The organism is Streptomyces sp. NPDC046860 (assembly GCF_040645115.1).
GTDB lineage: Bacteria > Actinomycetota > Actinomycetes > Streptomycetales > Streptomycetaceae > Streptomyces.
On sequence record NZ_JBEYXQ010000014.1, the window covers coordinates 79,100 to 94,215 of the forward strand.

General features: G+C 71.9%; 15 protein-coding genes and 1 tRNA gene. 8 read left to right on the forward strand and 8 right to left on the reverse strand.

Features of this window, described 5'->3' with window-relative positions; genetic code table 11:
- The first annotated feature begins 27 nt into the window (after positions 1–27).
- Complete coding sequence (locus ABZ898_RS20750) at positions 28–1,323, forward strand: cyclopropane-fatty-acyl-phospholipid synthase family protein (protein WP_361660712.1); 1,296 nt, start codon at positions 28–30, stop codon at positions 1,321–1,323.
- Between the two features lie 63 nt (positions 1,324–1,386).
- Here ABZ898_RS20750 and ABZ898_RS20755 read toward each other — a convergent pair whose 3' ends face one another.
- Both ABZ898_RS20755 and ABZ898_RS20760 read right to left on the reverse strand, forming a co-directional pair.
- The gene (locus tag ABZ898_RS20755; protein WP_361660715.1) at positions 1,387–3,915 is read right to left on the reverse strand and encodes an FtsX-like permease family protein; all 2,529 of its coding nucleotides are present in this window, start codon (positions 3,913–3,915) and stop codon (positions 1,387–1,389) included.
- Positions 3,915–4,685, reverse strand: a complete 771-nt coding sequence (locus ABZ898_RS20760; RefSeq protein ID WP_361660717.1) for an ABC transporter ATP-binding protein — start codon at positions 4,683–4,685, stop codon at positions 3,915–3,917. The genes ABZ898_RS20755 and ABZ898_RS20760 overlap by 1 nt, the downstream gene beginning before the upstream one ends.
- A gap of 388 nt (positions 4,686–5,073) precedes the next feature.
- On the opposite strand from ABZ898_RS20760, the gene ABZ898_RS20765 reads away from it, so the two are divergent.
- Positions 5,074–5,157 (forward strand) — tRNA-Leu (locus tag ABZ898_RS20765).
- A 52-nt stretch (positions 5,158–5,209) separates the two neighbouring features.
- On the opposite strand, the gene ABZ898_RS20770 is transcribed toward ABZ898_RS20765, so the two are convergent.
- Both ABZ898_RS20770 and ABZ898_RS20775 read right to left on the reverse strand, forming a co-directional pair.
- Complete coding sequence (locus ABZ898_RS20770; RefSeq protein WP_361660720.1) at positions 5,210–5,461, reverse strand: hypothetical protein; 252 nt, start codon at positions 5,459–5,461, stop codon at positions 5,210–5,212.
- 180 nt (positions 5,462–5,641) lie between these two features.
- Positions 5,642–6,049 carry a helix-turn-helix transcriptional regulator gene (locus tag ABZ898_RS20775; protein WP_361660723.1) on the reverse strand — a complete coding sequence of 136 codons (408 nt, stop codon included), beginning with the start codon at positions 6,047–6,049 and terminating at the stop codon, positions 5,642–5,644.
- Positions 6,050–6,288: 239 nt separating this feature from the next.
- Here ABZ898_RS20775 and ABZ898_RS20780 point away from each other — a divergent pair, with 239 nt between their 5' ends.
- The 5 genes from ABZ898_RS20780 (at position 6,289) to ABZ898_RS20800 (ending at position 10,711) form a co-directional block, all read left to right on the forward strand.
- The gene (locus ABZ898_RS20780) at positions 6,289–6,504 is read left to right on the forward strand and encodes a hypothetical protein (RefSeq protein WP_161148036.1); all 216 of its coding nucleotides are present in this window, start codon (positions 6,289–6,291) and stop codon (positions 6,502–6,504) included.
- Between the two features lie 52 nt (positions 6,505–6,556).
- On the forward strand, positions 6,557–6,775 hold the full coding sequence (locus tag ABZ898_RS20785; RefSeq protein WP_361660726.1) for a hypothetical protein: 219 nt from the start codon (positions 6,557–6,559) through the stop codon (positions 6,773–6,775).
- Between the two features lie 132 nt (positions 6,776–6,907).
- Positions 6,908–8,851, forward strand: coding sequence for a hypothetical protein (locus ABZ898_RS20790; protein ID WP_361660729.1), 1,944 nt, complete (start codon positions 6,908–6,910; stop codon positions 8,849–8,851).
- Positions 8,852–8,934: 83 nt separating this feature from the next.
- Positions 8,935–9,606, forward strand: a complete 672-nt coding sequence (locus tag ABZ898_RS20795) for a hypothetical protein (protein ID WP_361660732.1) — start codon at positions 8,935–8,937, stop codon at positions 9,604–9,606.
- 244 nt (positions 9,607–9,850) lie between these two features.
- On the forward strand, positions 9,851–10,711 hold the full coding sequence (locus ABZ898_RS20800; RefSeq protein ID WP_361660734.1) for a Bax inhibitor-1/YccA family protein: 861 nt from the start codon (positions 9,851–9,853) through the stop codon (positions 10,709–10,711).
- 80 nt (positions 10,712–10,791) lie between these two features.
- Here ABZ898_RS20800 and ABZ898_RS20805 read toward each other — a convergent pair whose 3' ends face one another.
- Positions 10,792–11,022: a DUF4287 domain-containing protein gene (locus ABZ898_RS20805; protein WP_361660737.1), complete on the reverse strand. Its 231-nt coding sequence runs from the start codon at positions 11,020–11,022 to the stop codon at positions 10,792–10,794.
- A gap of 97 nt (positions 11,023–11,119) precedes the next feature.
- Here ABZ898_RS20805 and ABZ898_RS20810 point away from each other — a divergent pair, with 97 nt between their 5' ends.
- Entirely contained in the window at positions 11,120–11,431 is a 312-nt protein-coding gene (locus ABZ898_RS20810) for a hypothetical protein (RefSeq protein WP_361660740.1), read from the forward strand.
- 8 nt (positions 11,432–11,439) lie between these two features.
- On the opposite strand, the gene ABZ898_RS20815 is transcribed toward ABZ898_RS20810, so the two are convergent.
- From ABZ898_RS20815 to ABZ898_RS20825, 3 genes are all read right to left on the reverse strand, one after another.
- Positions 11,440–12,210: a hypothetical protein gene (locus ABZ898_RS20815; protein WP_361660743.1), complete on the reverse strand. Its 771-nt coding sequence runs from the start codon at positions 12,208–12,210 to the stop codon at positions 11,440–11,442.
- A 482-nt stretch (positions 12,211–12,692) separates the two neighbouring features.
- Complete coding sequence (locus ABZ898_RS20820; RefSeq protein WP_361660746.1) at positions 12,693–13,913, reverse strand: acetyl-CoA C-acetyltransferase; 1,221 nt, start codon at positions 13,911–13,913, stop codon at positions 12,693–12,695.
- A 136-nt stretch (positions 13,914–14,049) separates the two neighbouring features.
- Positions 14,050–15,066 (reverse strand): SGNH/GDSL hydrolase family protein, encoded by a 1,017-nt coding sequence (locus ABZ898_RS20825; RefSeq protein ID WP_361660749.1) that lies wholly within the window; start codon positions 15,064–15,066, stop codon positions 14,050–14,052.
- Between the last annotated feature and the right edge of the window lie 50 nt (positions 15,067–15,116).

A 15,116-nucleotide genomic window follows, 5' to 3' on the forward strand; every position in this document is an offset into this window, starting at 1 on the left:
GGGATCGTCGTCTTGGAGGTGTGCGTCATGGCCCACGCCGCGTCGCGCTTGGTGAACGCTGCCGAACAACTGCTGGGGGCACCGCTGCCGGTGCGGGTCCGGGCCTGGGACGGCTCGCAGGCCGGACCGCCGGGAGCCCCCGTGATCGTCGTCCGCAACCGGCGCGCCCTGCGCCGTGTGCTGTTCAAGCCGGGGGAACTGGGCCTGGCCCGCGCCTGGGTCTCCGGCGACCTCGACATCGAGGGCGACCTCTACACCGCCCTCGGCGCCCTGGCCGGCCCGCTCTGGGAGCACGACGACGACGCCGAAGGCCGCTCCCTCGCCCGGACCCTGCGCGACCCCGCCGCGCGGGCCGCCGTCCGCGAACTGGTGCGGCTCGTCGGGCCGCCGCTGCCCCCGGCCCCGCCGCGCGAGGAGATCCGCAGACGGCGCCATCTGCACACCCGCCGTACCGACAAGCGGGCCATCAGCCACCACTACGACGTCGGCAACGACTTCTACGAGCTGATCCTCGGCCCGTCCATGGTGTACTCCTGCGCCTACTGGGAGGACGGCGGCTCCCTGGAGACCGCCCAGCGCGACAAGCTCGGACTCGTCGCGGCGAAGCTCGGCCTGAGGCCCGGTCAGCGGCTGCTGGACGTGGGCTGCGGCTGGGGGTCGATGGCCATCCACGCGGCGCGCGAGCACGGCGTGAGCGTCGTCGGCGTCACCATCTCCCAGGAGCAGGCCGCCCTCGCCCGCAAGCGCGTCGCCGAGGAGGGGCTCACCGACCGGGTCGAGATCCGCGTCCAGGACTACCGCGACGTCCGCGACGGCCCCTACGACGCGATCTCCTCCATCGGCATGGCCGAGCACGTCGGCGCCGAACGCTACCTGGACTACGCCCGCGACCTGTACGGCCTGCTGAAGCCCGGCGGACGGCTGCTCAACCACCAGATCGCCCGCCGCCCGCGGCGTGACGAGACGGAGTACGAGGTCGACGCGTTCATCGACTCCTACGTCTTCCCCGACGGCGAACTCGCCCCGGTCGGCACCACCGTCACCCAGCTGGAACGCGCCGGTTTCGAGGTGCGGGACGTGGAGTCGCTGCGCGAGCACTACGCCCGCACCCTGCGCTCCTGGGTGACCAACCTGGAGGGCGACTGGGAGCGCGCGATGCGGCTCGCCGGACCCGGCCGGGCCCGCGTCTGGCGGCTGTACATGGCCGCCTCCGCGCTCGCCTTCGAGCGCAACCAGATCGGCGTCAACCAGGTACTCGCCGTGCGCACTCCGGAGTCCGGCACCTCCGGACTCCCGGCCCGCACCCGCACCTGGAACACCTGACGGCACACGTGGGGCCCCGCTCCGATCCCGGAACGGGGCCCCACGCCTACGGCCGCCCGGCGGCTACTCGGCCTTGATCGCCGCCAGCATGTTCAGCCGGGCCGCGCGCCGGGCCGGCCACAGCGCGGCCAGCACGCCCACCAGGGCCGCCAGCAGCAGGAACAGCGCCAGCCGGGACCAGGGGAGCACCAGCTCGTAGGTCGCCATCTTCGTGCCCAGCAGCTCACCGGCCGCCCAGCCGAAGAACACGCCGAGGCCGATGCCCAGCACCCCGCCGAACAGCGAGATGACCAGGGACTCCAGGCGGACCATCCGCTTGACCGACCCGCGCTCCAGGCCGATCGCCCGCAGCATGCCGATCTCCTGGGAGCGCTCGAACACCGACATGGCCAGGGTGTTGATGACACCGAGGACCGCGACCACCACGGCCATGCCGAGCAGGCCGTAGACCAGGTTCAGCATCAGCGTGAAGATCTTCGCGATGCCGTCGGAGATGTCCTTCTTGTCCTGTACCTGGATGGCCGGGTTGGAGCCGAGGGCCTTGGCCAGCCGGTCCTTCGTGGCGTCCGAGGCGCCGTCCTGCATGCGCACCAGGACCTGCATGTCGGCCGGGGCGCGCAGGTGCGGGGTGAGCACCTTGTCGTCGATCATGATGCCGCGGATCATCTCGTTGCCCTCGTAGACCCCGGCGACGGTCAGGGTGCTCCTCTTGCCGTCCTCGAAGAACGCGGTGAGCTTCGAACCGGCCTTCCAGCCGTGCTCCTTCGCACGGTCGGCGTCCACCACGATCCGCGAACCGGACACGTCGAACGTGCCCTGCTTCACCTTCAGGTCGGTCAGCTGGCCGATCGCCGAGCCGTTGACGCCGGTCAGGAACTCCGTGCCGCCGTCGATGCGGGAGGCGCCGTTGCGCAGCGGACTGGACGCGGCGACCCCGTCGGAGGAGGCCAGCTTCCCGGCGACGTCGGGGGAGAGCGGGGTGTGGTTGGCCATCGAGACGATGTAGTCCGCGCGGATCGCTCCGGCGGCCATCTTGTCGATGGACTTCTGCAGGCTGCCCGCCATCACCGTCATGCCGGTGATCAGGGTCAGGCCGATCATCAGCGCGGAGGCGGTGGCCGCCGTACGGCGCGGGTTGCGCACCGCGTTCTGCCGGGCCAGGCGGCCCGAGACGCCGAACAGACGCAGGACCGGGGCGGTCGCCGCGATCAGCGGGCGCGACAGCAGCGGGGTCAGCACGAACACGCCGATGATCAGCAGCACCGCGCCCAGGCCCATCGCGCCCTGGCCCTTGTCGGTGTCCATGGTGGTGGCCGCGAGGACCACCGCCGCGCCGGCCGCCGCGAAGAGCGAGCCGATGGTGTTGCGCACCACCAGCGAGCGGGTGGTGGCGGTCGCGTGCACGCTGTTCATCGCCGCGACCGGCGGGATCTTCGCGGCCCGGCGGCCGGGCAGCCAGGCGGCGAGCACGGTGATGACGATGCCGACGGCGAGCGCGGCGACCACCGTGCCCGGCGTGACCACCAGCGGCCCGTCCGGCATGGACGCGCCGAAGGAGTTCAGCATGGCGCGCAGACCGGCGCCGATGCCGACACCGGCGGCGAGACCGGCCACGCCCGCGACCGTGCCGACCGCGAACGCCTCGGCCAGCACCGAGCGGGTGACCTGGCCGCGCGAGGCGCCGACCGCCCGCAGCAGGGCGAGTTCCTTGGTGCGCTGGGCGACCAGCATGGTGAAGGTGTTGGCGATGATGAAGGTGCCGACGAACAGGGCGATGCCGGCGAACACCAGCAGCACCTGGCGCAGACCGCTCATGGAGGAGGAGATCTGCTCCGCCTGGTCGGCGGCGAGCTTCTCACCGGTGGTGGTGCTGACCTGGCCGGCCGGGAGCGCCTTGTCCAGCGCCGCCTTGAGCGCGCTCTGGCTGGTGCCGGGGGCGGCGGCCACGTCGATCTCGTCGTAGCCTCCCTTCTTGCCGAACAGGGTCTGCGCGGTCGGCGTGTCGAAGAGGGTGAGGCTGCCGCCCGCGGCCACGTTGCCGTCGTCGGTGTTGAAGACGCCGGCGACGCGCGGGGTGAGCACCGGGCCGTCGATGGAGAGGCGGACGGTGTCACCGACGCGATAGCCGGTGCGCCGGGCGGTCTCGGAGTCGATCAGCAGCTCGCCCGCGCCGTGCGGGGCGTGGCCGGAGACGAGCGTGTAGCGGGCGTCCTTCGTGCCCCAGTAGTTGCCGCCCATCGACTGCCAGCCGTCGCCGACCAGCTTGCCGTGCTTGTCGGCGAGCGCGGTGAAGCCGCTGACGACACCGGTGGCGGAGGCGGCGCCGGGCGCCTTCTCGGCCTTGGCCAGCAGCGCCGGGGTCAGGTCCGGGGTGGAGCCGACCCGGTCGCCGCTCGCCTTCTGGTGCTTGGCCTTGACGGCCACGTCGACGCCGTCGAAGCCCTGGGCGGAGCTGTTCTCGAAGGCGCGGGAGAGGGTGTTGGTGAAGACCAGCGTCCCGGACACGAAGGCGACGCCGAGCATGACGGCGAGCACCGTCATCATCAGCCGGGCCTTGTGCGCGAGGACGTTGCGCAGCGCGGTGCGGAACATCAGCTCGTACGGCCCTTCGCGTCGAATCGCTTCATCAGGTCGAGGACGGAGTCGGCCGTCGGGTCCTGGATCTCGTCGACGATCCGGCCGTCGGCGAGGAAGACCACCCGGTCCGCGTAGGCGGCGGCGACCGGGTCGTGGGTGACCATGACCACCGTCTGGCCCAGCTCGCGCACGGAGTTGCGCAGGAAGCCCAGCACCTCGGCGCCGGAGCGGGAGTCGAGGTTTCCGGTCGGCTCGTCACCGAAGATGATGTCCGGCTTGGAGGCCAGGGCGCGGGCCACGGCGACGCGCTGCTGCTGGCCGCCGGAGAGCTGGGAGGGGCGGTGCGAGAGGCGGCCGGACAGGCCGACCATCGCGATCACGCGGTCCAGCCACTCCTTGTCGGGCTTGCGGCCCGCGATGTCCATCGGCAGCGTGATGTTCTCCAGCGCGGTCAGCGTCGGGAGCAGGTTGAACGCCTGGAAGATGAAGCCGATCTTGTCCCGGCGCAGCCGCGTGAGCTGCTTGTCCTTCAGCGAACCCAGCTCCGTCTCGCCGATGCGCACCGATCCGGAGGAGAAGGAGTCCAGCCCGGCCACGCAGTGCATCAGCGTGGACTTGCCGGAGCCGGACGGGCCCATGATCGCGGTGAACTCGGCCTGCCGGAAGTCGACGGAGACCTGGTCGAGGGCGACCACGCGGGTCTCACCCTGCCCGTAGATCTTCGACAGCTCCGTGGCGCGCGCGGCCACGGCGGTGGTCCTGCCGGTGGTGGGGGTGGTGGTCACGGGGTGAGGCTCCTGTCCGACGGGTCTCGGGTGTCTGTTCCCATCGTCCCCGTTCCCGGAGGCCGTCCGGTCAGACGCTGTACCCGTTCCCGACCGCGACTGGGGTCGGAGGGAGCCGCGCGGTGTCATACCTGGGGAGGACGGCCGACCCTGAGGCCGTCTGCCACCGGGAACAGGGGGACCGCCCTTGTTCGGTAGGTGAAATTCCGTCATTCCGCGTACGTGCGTCGGAGTGTCCCGGCAGGCTGTTGGCAAGTGCGGATGGCTCGTACCGTGGTCTGATGCACCCTCAGACATCAATAAAATAAGACAACATCGGTCCGTCCTTTCCGCTGCCCGAGCGAGCCCTCCCGATAGGCTCAGGATCTCGAAGCGGAGCCCACGGCCTGCCCGGATGGTGGAATGCAGACACGGCGAGCTTAAACCTCGCTGCCCCTTCGCGGGCGTGCCGGTTCGAGTCCGGCTCCGGGCACATTCCTTGTCATGGCGGACCGGCGGACCGGCCCTACAGTCCCCCCGCTTCCTCAGCCCTCGTACACCGTCAGCACCGCCCCGTCGACCTCGACGCTGCGGCCCGCCCGCATGCCGTTGCGGCGCAGGGCGGCCAGGCAGGTGTGGAAGAGGGCCAGCTCCGCGGGGTCGAGGATGGCGGCGGCGAGGTCGAGCAGTTCGCGGACCGCGCGGTCGGTGAGGACCTCGGGGAGTTCGCCGGACAGGAGTACGACGGACTCGCCGTCCGGGCCCCTGACCACCGCCGTGGCCGGCCCGCCATGCACGAACAACACGTTCCCCCCAAGGGCCCGTGGTCGTGCGGCTCTCGCTCCTCGGGCAGGACGAGAGACTAGCGGGGGATCTCGGCCCGTTCGGGGGGACTTGCTTTCTTTTTCCGAGTTGACGGAAGCGTGCCCGGGTGAGGGCGCCGCCCGGACACCCCGGGACGCGCCCCGGCGCCCGCCTCAGGCGTCCGGTGCCTGCTTCGCCGACCGGCCGAGCAGCGACTCCACCAGGGCGGCGACGTGTCTGCGGTCGTCGGAGGAGAGCTGCTGCACGCTGGCGATGAGCAGGTCCACCTCGGGGTCACCGGAGCGGGGCGCGGCCGGGCCGTCGTCCTCGCCGGCCGGAGTGCCGTACACGTGGATGCCGCACGCCTCGGCGGCCGCCCGGCGGACGGCGTCCAGCGGGAGCTGGAGCCCCTTGGCCAGGCCCTCCAGGGTGCCGGCCTGGGGCATGCGCACCACGCGGTCGGTGGTGGCCAGGTGGTGGACGGTGGAGCGGGGTACGCCGCCGCGTCGCGCCACTTCGCCGTAGGACCAGCCCTCGCGGTCCAGGCGTTCGCGGATCAACTGCTGCAGTGCGTTGGCCACCGTTGGTCACTTCCTGCTCGTCCTGCTCGCCGCTCGGCCGCACGTCCCTGTCGGGAGGGAGTCTACGGGCCAGTAGGTGAACCGCCGAAGGGGTGATTACCCGAAAGGGTTGCGGGACGCCCTCGCGAGGCCCTAGTGTCCAATCTCGTTGGACAGCTCGTCCGACCAAGTTGGACAGAGTCCGGGGGGAACCTGACTCGGTCCGACCGGAAGTGCCCATTTCCCGAGGGGGAATCATCATGATGGACGCCCACGAGCTCGAGGCCGAGTCCGCCGAACTGCTGCCCGGCCGCGAGGCCCTCGGCAAGCTGAAGTTCAGCTTCGGCAAGACGGTCAACGTCACCAAGCACGTCGCCAACATCGAGGCGGCCAACCAGTCGGCCGCGCTCAACGACCACTCGGCGTGGTCCGTCGCCAACTCCGGTGCCTCGCAGGCCATCAGCGTCAGCCAGTAGTCCGCGCGCTCCACCGCCCACGACACCAGATCATCAGGAGAGGACACCCATCATGAGCATGGACATGCGCGACCTGGACTCCGAGTCCGCCGAGCTGCTGCCGGGCCGCGAGGCCCTGGGCAAGCTGAAGTTCAGCTTCAACAAGACGGTCAACGTCACCAAGCACGTGGCCAACATCGAGGCCGCGAACCAGTCGGCCGCGCTCAACGACCACTCCGTGTGGTCGGACGCCCAGTCGCACGCCGGACAGACGATCACCGTCAAGCAGTAGCCCCACCGCCGCGACGGCGTTCGCGGGGGCGGGCCGTGCCCGGGTACGGGACGGTCCGCCCCCGCGGTCATGCCGGGGGGAAGGCGGCGGTGAGGCGGCATCGACGTGGATCAATGTGGGGGGAGACCACAGATGACGGTGCTGGGGAACGGCACGACCACGCTCCACGACACCGGCCCGCTGCCCGGACCAGGTGGCTGGCCAGTGACGTACGAGCAGGTGGCGACCGGCAGTCTGCCGGCAGCCGGGGTGCCCGCCCGGCCCGTCCCGAGGCTGAGCGCCGGGATGCGGCTGCACGGCGAGTACCAGGGCTCGGGGTTCACCGAGTCCAAGTACATCGCCCGTCGGGGGGACGGGCAGGTCGTGCAGCTCTCGCGCCTGCTGTACCTGGTGGCGTCGTCCGTCGACGGAATCCGCGACGACGACACGATCGCCCACCGGGTCAGCGCGCGCTTCGGCCGCGAGGTCAGCGCGGAGAACATCCGCTACCTCGTGGAGAACAAGCTCGAACCGCTCGGCGTGACCGTGCCCGAGGGGCAGGAGAGCGACGAGGTCGACGCCCCGCGCTCCGACCTGCTGCTCGCCCTCAAGGGGCACCGGGTCATCTTCGACGAGCGCCGCACGGCGCGGATCGCGCGGTCGCTGACCTGGCTGCACCGGCCGGTGGTGGTCGCCGCGGTGCTGCTGGCGGCCGTCGTCATGGACGTCTGGCTGTTCGGCTTCTTCGGGGCGATCGAACCGGTGCTGGAGGTGCTCGACCAGCCGGTGCTCATCCTGCTGGTCTTCGTCCTCACCGTGGCCTCCCTCGTCTTCCACGAGTTCGGCCACGCCTCCGCGTGCCGGTACGGCGGCGCCAGACCCGGCTGCATCGGCTGCGGGCTCTTCCTGATCTGGCCGTCCATGTACACCGACGTCACCGACGTCTACCGGATCAACAAGGCCGGGCGCATCCGCACCGACTTCGGCGGGGTCTACTTCAACGTCGTCTTCATGCTGGTCATGGCCGGGGCCTACTTCGCCACCGGGGAGCCGTTCTTCCTGGCCGCGGTCTACCTCGGCCACTTCGAGATCCTGGAACAGCTCATGCCGGCCGTCCGCCTGGACGGCTACTACATCCTGGGCGACCTCGCGGGCGTCCCGGACCTGTACGGCAAGATCAAGCCGATCCTGCTCTCCCTGGTCCCGGGCAAGCGGGGACAGGCGGCCCGCGTGGAGGTCGCGGGGCTGAAGAAGTCCGCGCGCACCATCGTCGCCACCTGGGTGCTCACCATGGTGCCGCTGATCATCGGCGAGCTGAGCTACGCCCTGTGGAACCTGCCCCGGATCATCAGCACGATGATCCGCTCGCTCACCGAGCAGGTCACCGGCACCGGGTCGGCCTTCGCCGAGGGGGACGTGCTGCCGGGCGTCGTCGGAGTCCTCGGCACGCTCATGCTGCTGTTCCCGATGGCCGGTGTCCTCTATCTCTCCGTGAAGATCGGCGGCCGCCTCTTCCGGCTGGCCAAGCGCTCCACGGCCGGCCGGCCCGCCCTGCGGGTCGGGCTGTGCGCGGTGCTGCTCGCCGGACTCGGCGGACTGAGCTACGCCTGGATGTCCGGGGTCACCCCGCAGCCGCTGCCGAAGAAGCCGCCCATCGCGCCGATCCTGCAGCCGGGGGTGCCCACCACGGCGCCGCCGTCGCCGGACGCCTCGACGCCGGGCGCCGGCCCGGACGGCACCTCCGGCGGGCCGGGCACGGCCTCCGATGATCCCTCGGCGGTGCCCGGCGCACCGGCCGGGGGTGTCTCCGGGGAGCCCAGCGCCGGTGCCTCGGACGGCGCCTCCGCCTCCGCGCCGGAGTCGTCCGCCGGCGCGTCGGCGGCGGAGGGCGAGCCCACGCGCCGCGAGGACGGCCCGCGGCAGAGCGAGAGCAGCGGCGGGGAACCGGGCGGCGATCCGTCGCCCCGGCAGCCGCCGCCCCCGGTCACCGAGCCCTCGCCGGTCCCCTCGGAGAGCGCCGCCCCGACACCGACCGCCGAGCCCTCGACGGCGGCGCCGCCCACCAGCGATCCGCCGGTTCCGGTGTCGTCGTCCTGACCCCGTCGCGGCCCGGCCCGGCCACGCCCGTGCGTGTGCCGGGCCCCGTCATCAGCACGTCATCCATTCATCGGGAGAAACCCATGAGCAGCCACCGCAAACCATGCAGCAGCCCGTTCAGCGGGCGTGCCGTCCGTACCGTCCTCCTCGCCGCCGGGGCCGCCGGGGTCGCCACCGCCGTCCCGGCGCACGCCGCCACCGGGCCCGCCAGGTCCGCCGCGGTCGTCTCGGACAGCGTGTTCACCAACGCCAACCGGCTCCACCACACCCAGGCCCGCGACTCCTTCACCATCCGCCAGTTCGGCAAGGTCAACGCGACCTCCGTGCGCAACCAGGCCAACGCGGTCTCCATGGGCTGCTCGGTCGACGACCGCTGCCGTTCGGTCGCGCTGTCCTTCCAGATCGTCACGGTCGCCGGGGACGCCCACCACCTGAAGGCGGTCAACGTCAGCAACGCGTCCAACAAGTACTGCGACGGCTGCCAGACGCTGGCCGGCGCCTACCAGTTCGTCGTCTCCACGCCCCACAGGCTCACCCTGGACGCGGGAGCCCGCCGCCAGCTGGACGACGTCCACCGCAGGCTGGACGTGCTGACCCGGTCCACGCTGCCCGCCGCCGAGCTGCAGAAGCGGGTGGACGCCCTCGCGGGCGAGGTGAACGGCGTCCTCCAGGCCGCCGTGGCCAAGGCGCCCAAGGGCACCGAGAAGCCCGACGTCACCCTGCACCGCCGACTGGACGGCTGGCCGGGCCACTGACCCCGGCCTGACCGTCCCTCCCCGGCCGGCCGCCGGTCCCCGCGAGCGCCTCCCGCGGGGACCGGCGGCCGGCCTCTCGTGCGGGTGACCGGCATATAAAAGGACAGGTCCGGGAACATGGCTTCCGCGCGGCGCGTTGGTCAAGCACGGTGAAGGAAAGATCCTCCTTGAGGAGCAGAGACGATCCTTTGCCAATCCATTACTCTTGAGCCAAGGCTGCGCACGGCAGCCATGGAGGAGTGAAATGAGGAGCAGCAACCCGGTCTTCTCGCGCCGAGGATTCGGCCGCGACAACGGCTACGCAGGCTTCGACACCGCATCGCAGGCCGGGTACGCGCAGGGCAACCCGTACGGCCAAAACCCGTATGCGCAGAACCCGTACGCGCAGACGACCGTCGGCCAGGGCGCCCCGCCGCAGGCCCCGCCCGCCACCGGCCGGATGACCATGGACGACGTGGTCGTCCGCTCGGCGATCACGCTCGGCACCGTCGTCGTCGGCGCGGTGCTCGCCTGGGCCCTGCTGCCGGTCTCCACGACCAGCTACGCGCTGGCCTTCGGGTCCGCGATCATCGCCATGGTCCTGGGCCTGGTGCAGAGCTTCAAGCGCAAGCCGTCGCCCGCCCTGATCCTGGGATACGCCGTCTTCGAGGGCATCTTCCTCGGGGTCATCAGCGAGATGTTCAACAGCCGGTGGAGCGGCGCCCCCTTCCAGGCGGTGCTCGGCACCATGGCGGTCTCCGCCGCCACCCTGCTGGTCTACAAGGCGGGCTGGATCCGCGTCACCGCCCGGTACGCCCGCATCGGCATGACCATCGCCATCGCGTTCGTGCTGGCCATGGTCGTCAACATGCTGCTGGTCGCCTTCGGCGTCGCGCCGGACGGCGGTCTGCGCGGCATGGGCCCGCTGGGCGCGATCGTCGGCGTCATCGCCATCCTGCTCGGCGCGTTCTTCCTGACGCTGGACTTCAAGCAGATCGAGGACGGCATCGCCTACGGTGCCCCGCGCGAGGAGTCCTGGCTCGCCGCGTTCGGTCTCACCGTCTCCCTGGTGTGGATCTACCTGGAGATGCTGCGGCTGGTCGCCATCTTCAGCAACAACGACTAGCGCGAGAGCGCGCCGTCACGACGGAGGGCCCCCGGTGCGCACGCACCGGGGGCCCTCCGTCCTGTGCGGGCCGGGGCCCGTCAGCGCAGCTTGCGCGCGGCCCTCCTCAGGTCGTACTCGTGGACGAGGGCCTTGGCGTGGCCGTACGCGAGGTTGTGCTCGTGCCTGAGCCAGTTGACCTTGTCCTCGAAGCGGAAGAGGGACGGTCCGTCCTCGACGGTGCGCAGCCAGTCGGCGACTTCGCGGCCGGTGCAGTGCGGGATGCGGGCGAGCAGGTTGCGGTGGGTCTCCTCGGAGAAGACTTGGGACATCGGCGCCTCCGGAAACAAGGGGATTAAGGCCGGTCCTTCGTGTCACCGTGCCCGAGCGCGGGCCGCTTGGCAACAGTGCCCGCGTTACGCTCGGCGCGTGCTGGATACGACGCCCCTGACCAAAGCAGTGGAACACTTCGCCGACCGGCTGCGCGCCGCCCCGCAGAGCCGGCTGCAGCGCGGCGCCGCCGCCGAGGCGCTGGCGGTCGCGCGGGAGCTGGCCCGGCGGGCCCAGGAACTGGAGGAGCCGGGCAGCGAGCCGCGCGAGATGCCGGACGCCGGGATGTTCGCGGCGGCCGACCAGATCACGGTGGCCGGGCACGACCTGGCGGTCGCGCTGCGCGGCGAGGACCAGCTCGCTCAGGCGGTGGAGCTGGTCGAGGAGGCCCGCAAGCGGGCCGGTGTCTGAGGCGCGGGTCAGAGAGAGGCGATGACCCGGTCGGCGAGGACGTACACCGTCTCCTCGCCGTAGGCGAAGGTCAGGGTGAAGGCGCCGGAGATGCCCGAGCCGCCCAGCAGGGAGGGCGCCTCGCCCTCGTGGAGCGCGGCGGCCAGCCGTTCGGCGGTCTCGCGGTGGCCCGGCGTCATGCACAGGGTGGTGCCGTCGGCGAAGACGTAGACGTCGAGGGTGCCCAGCGGGCCGGGGCGGACGTCGGCGAGCGCGGTGCCCTCGGCGGAGAGCCGCTCCAGGATGGTGACGGCGCGGTCCTCCTCGTCGCCCACGGGCGACTGCACGGGGACGAAGTCCGGGTGCGAGGGGTGGCGGCGGCGGGCCGCGGCCAGCTCGGGGGAGTCGCCGGTGAACTCGTCCGGCTCGACGGCCGGCTCCAGGCCCGCGAAGTCCGAGGGGCGGGGCAGGAACGTATCGGCGTCCAGGCCGTAGAGCGGGGGCGGCGCGTCGGAGAGGTCGCGGACCTCCTGCGCGGCCCAGAACGCGCGGGCCTCGGCCAGTTCGCGCTCCCGCTCCTCGGCGAGCGCGGCGGCCACGGCCTCGCGTATCTCCTCCGCGTCGGCGGTGGTGCGGGCCGCGGGCAGCAGCGCGCGGATCTCGGCCGCCTGGTTCGCGGAGAGCTGGGCCTGCAGCTCGGCGATCTGGCGGCGCAGCCGCAGCACGGTGCACAGGACGGCGACGCCCACGGCGCCCGTGGCGGCCGTGGTGAGCAGCAGGGCGATGGACATGGCGCTCACTGACGTACTCCCAGGTTCAAAGTCGACCCCCGACTTCCTACCTCAGCTTGAGGGGTGGGCTGACCGCCTGTCAGTGCGTAACGTCACGAAACGGACAGCCGATTGGTCTCCGTGGCCTCAGGCGCCACTCGGTTCACGGCATTGACCTGCGCCGATCCCCCAGTGCGCGAGATAGGTCACACCCTGGGGGAGATTGGATCACAAAACGGCCCAGAACCCGGGCGCTTTACCGGGTTCTGGGCCGTTCTCGACCGACCGTGCGGGAGTGGTCACCGAGGGTCGACCGGGAGGCGTCCCAGGGCCTGTCTTCCGGATCTTGCCGGGGTCGCGGGCCCTGGCACGCACGTCTGCGGCGTTGTCGTCGGTCGCCGACGCTCCGCGTCGACTCCCTCCTCCGCCTTGCAGCCGCACGCACCAGACCCCGCTCGGGTCCGCCCGAAGGGTGCCGTCGGCCCGAGCCGGCCTGATCCGGAAGAAAGGCCCTAGCTCAGGCGCTCGATGACCATCGCCATGCCCTGGCCGCCGCCGACGCACATGGTCTCCAGACCGAACTGCTTGTCGTGGAACTGCAGGGAGTTGATCAGCGTGCCGGTGATCCGGGCGCCGGTCATGCCGAAGGGGTGGCCGACCGCGATGGCGCCGCCGTTGACGTTGAGCCGGTCCAGGTCGATGCCCAGCTCCTGGTAGGAGGGGATCACCTGGGCGGCGAACGCCTCGTTGATCTCGACCAGGTCGATGTCGCCGACGCCGAGACCGGCGCGGCTCAGCGCCTGCTTGCTCGCCTCGACCGGGCCGAGGCCCATGATCTCGGGGGAGAGGCCGGAGACGCCGGTGGAGACGATGCGGGCGAGCGGGGTCAGCCCCAGCTCACGGGCCTTGGTGTCGCTCATGATGACCAGGGCCGCGGCGCCGTCGTTGAGCGGGCAGCAGTTGGCCGCGGTGACCAGGCCGTCGGGGCGGAAGACCGGCTTCAGGCCCTCGACGCCCTCCAGCGAGACACCCGCGCGCGGACCGTCGTCCTTGGCGACGACCGTGCCGTCGGGCAGCGTGACCGGGGTGATCTCGCGCTCCCAGAAGCCGTTCTTGATGGCTTCCTCGGCGAGGTTCTGCGAGCGGACGCCGAACTCGTCCATCTCCCGGCGGCTGATGCCCTTGAGGCGGGCGAGGTTCTCCGCGGTCTGGCCCATGGCGATGTACGCGTCCGGGACGAGGCCGTCCTCGCGCGGGTCGTGCCAGGTGGTGCCCTCCTGCTCGGCGACGGCCGCGGTACGGGCCTCGGCCTCGGCGAAGAAGGGGTTGCGCGTGTCGGGCAGGCTGTCGGAGTTGCCCTTGGCGAAGCGGGAGACCATCTCCACACCGGCGGAGATGAAGACGTCGCCCTCGCCGGCCTTGATGGCGTGCAGCGCCATGCGGGAGGTCTGCAGCGAGGAGGAGCAGTAGCGGGTGACCGTGCAGCCCGGCAGGTGGTCCATGCCCATCTGCACGGCCACGATCCGGCCGAGGTTGTTGCCCTGCTCGCCGCCGGGCAGGCCGCAGCCGAGCATCAGGTCGTCGATGTCCCGGGGGTCGAGCTCGGGGACCTTGGCGAGCGCCGCCTGGATGATCGTGGCGGTGAGGTCGTCCGGGCGCAGGTCCTTCAGGGAGCCCTTGAAGGCGCGGCCGATGGGGGAGCGGGCGGTCGACACGATGACGGCTTCGGGCATCACGGCTCCAGAGGCTTACGGGAATTCGGGCAGGGCCGAGTCGGAAGTTACCCGTACGTATGGTCCGGGTCACCGGTGCGGCGGTGTGACACTGGCCGCAATTGTCTAAGCGCTTGCTTGGCCGGTGTCATTCCCCTCAGGACGGTGTGGCCGGTTCGGCCTCCCGCACCCGGCGGCGCCTGCGCCGCTTGAGCAGCGCCCAGGGCCCGCGCGGCCCGGTCGGCATCGCCGCCGCGACCTCCGTACCCGCCTCGGACGCGGCCTCGGCGGCCGCGCGGGCCACCGGCAGGAAGCCCTCCCGGCGCGAGGCGTCCGGCACCTCCTCCTCGGCCGGCCACATGCCGAGCGCCGCGCAGAGGGTGGGCAGCACCGCCATCGCCGCCGTCGCGTACCCCTCGGCCGAGGGGTGGTAGTGGTCCGGGCCGAACAGCTCGCGGGGGTTGGCCGCGAACTCCGGGCCCAGCAGATCGCCGAGCGACACCGTCCGGCCGCCCTGCTCCACCGCCCCGATGGTCTGCGCCGCCGCCAGCTGCCGCGAGGCCCGCCGGGCCAGCCAGCGCAGCGGCTGCCGCACCGGCTCGATGGTGCCGAGGTCGGGACAGGTGCCGATGACGACCTCGGCACCGGCCGTGCGCAGCCGCCGTACCGCCGCCGACAGGTGCCTCACCGAGCGGGTCGGCGGCATGCGGCGGGTGACGTCGTTGGCGCCGATCATGATCACGCAGATGTCGGGGGCGCCCTGCGGTGCCGCCAGCGCCAGCGCCACCTGGCGGTCCAGGTCGTCCGAGGTGGCGCCCGGCAGCGCCACGTTGTGCAGGCGCACCGGCCGCTCCGCGACCGCCGCCAGCCCCGAGGACAGCAGCGCCCCCGGTGTCTGCCCCGCCCGGTGCACGCCCTGGCCGGCGGCCGTGGAGTCACCCAGCATGGCCAGCCTCAGCGGGGGCTCGCCGGAGCGCTCGTACCCGGCGCCGTAGATGCCGTCCGCCGGGGGCACCCGGCCGGTGGCGCCGTTGTTCACATGGCGCCGCGCCAGGCGCATCTCCGTGAGCAGCAGCCCCACGGCGGCCGCGCCGACCAGTCCCACCCCGCCGCCGCCGTACGCCGCCCCGGCCGCGATGCGCCGGGCCACCCTCGCCCTCGACATGCTCGTCATGCGTCGCCGCCACCTCCTCGTAGCCGTACCCACTCCTTGCCCCGTACGGC

Excerpts from the sequence above, each read along its gene's own strand:
- ABZ898_RS20805 (WP_361660737.1), bottom strand. The coding sequence starts at position 11,022 with ATGTCCCAAGTCTTCTCCGAGGAGACCCACCGCAACCTGCTCGCCCGC.
- ABZ898_RS20800 (WP_361660734.1), top strand. The coding sequence starts at position 9,851 with ATGAGGAGCAGCAACCCGGTCTTCTCGCGCCGAGGATTCGGCCGCGAC.
- ABZ898_RS20780 (WP_161148036.1), top strand. The coding sequence starts at position 6,289 with ATGATGGACGCCCACGAGCTCGAGGCCGAGTCCGCCGAACTGCTGCCC.
- ABZ898_RS20750 (WP_361660712.1), top strand. The coding sequence starts at position 28 with ATGGCCCACGCCGCGTCGCGCTTGGTGAACGCTGCCGAACAACTGCTG.
- ABZ898_RS20825 (WP_361660749.1), bottom strand. The coding sequence starts at position 15,066 with ATGACGAGCATGTCGAGGGCGAGGGTGGCCCGGCGCATCGCGGCCGGG.
- ABZ898_RS20755 (WP_361660715.1), bottom strand. The coding sequence starts at position 3,915 with ATGTTCCGCACCGCGCTGCGCAACGTCCTCGCGCACAAGGCCCGGCTG.
- ABZ898_RS20790 (WP_361660729.1), top strand. The coding sequence starts at position 6,908 with ATGACGGTGCTGGGGAACGGCACGACCACGCTCCACGACACCGGCCCG.
- ABZ898_RS20795 (WP_361660732.1), top strand. The coding sequence starts at position 8,935 with ATGAGCAGCCACCGCAAACCATGCAGCAGCCCGTTCAGCGGGCGTGCC.
- ABZ898_RS20785 (WP_361660726.1), top strand. The coding sequence starts at position 6,557 with ATGAGCATGGACATGCGCGACCTGGACTCCGAGTCCGCCGAGCTGCTG.
- ABZ898_RS20820 (WP_361660746.1), bottom strand. The coding sequence starts at position 13,913 with ATGCCCGAAGCCGTCATCGTGTCGACCGCCCGCTCCCCCATCGGCCGC.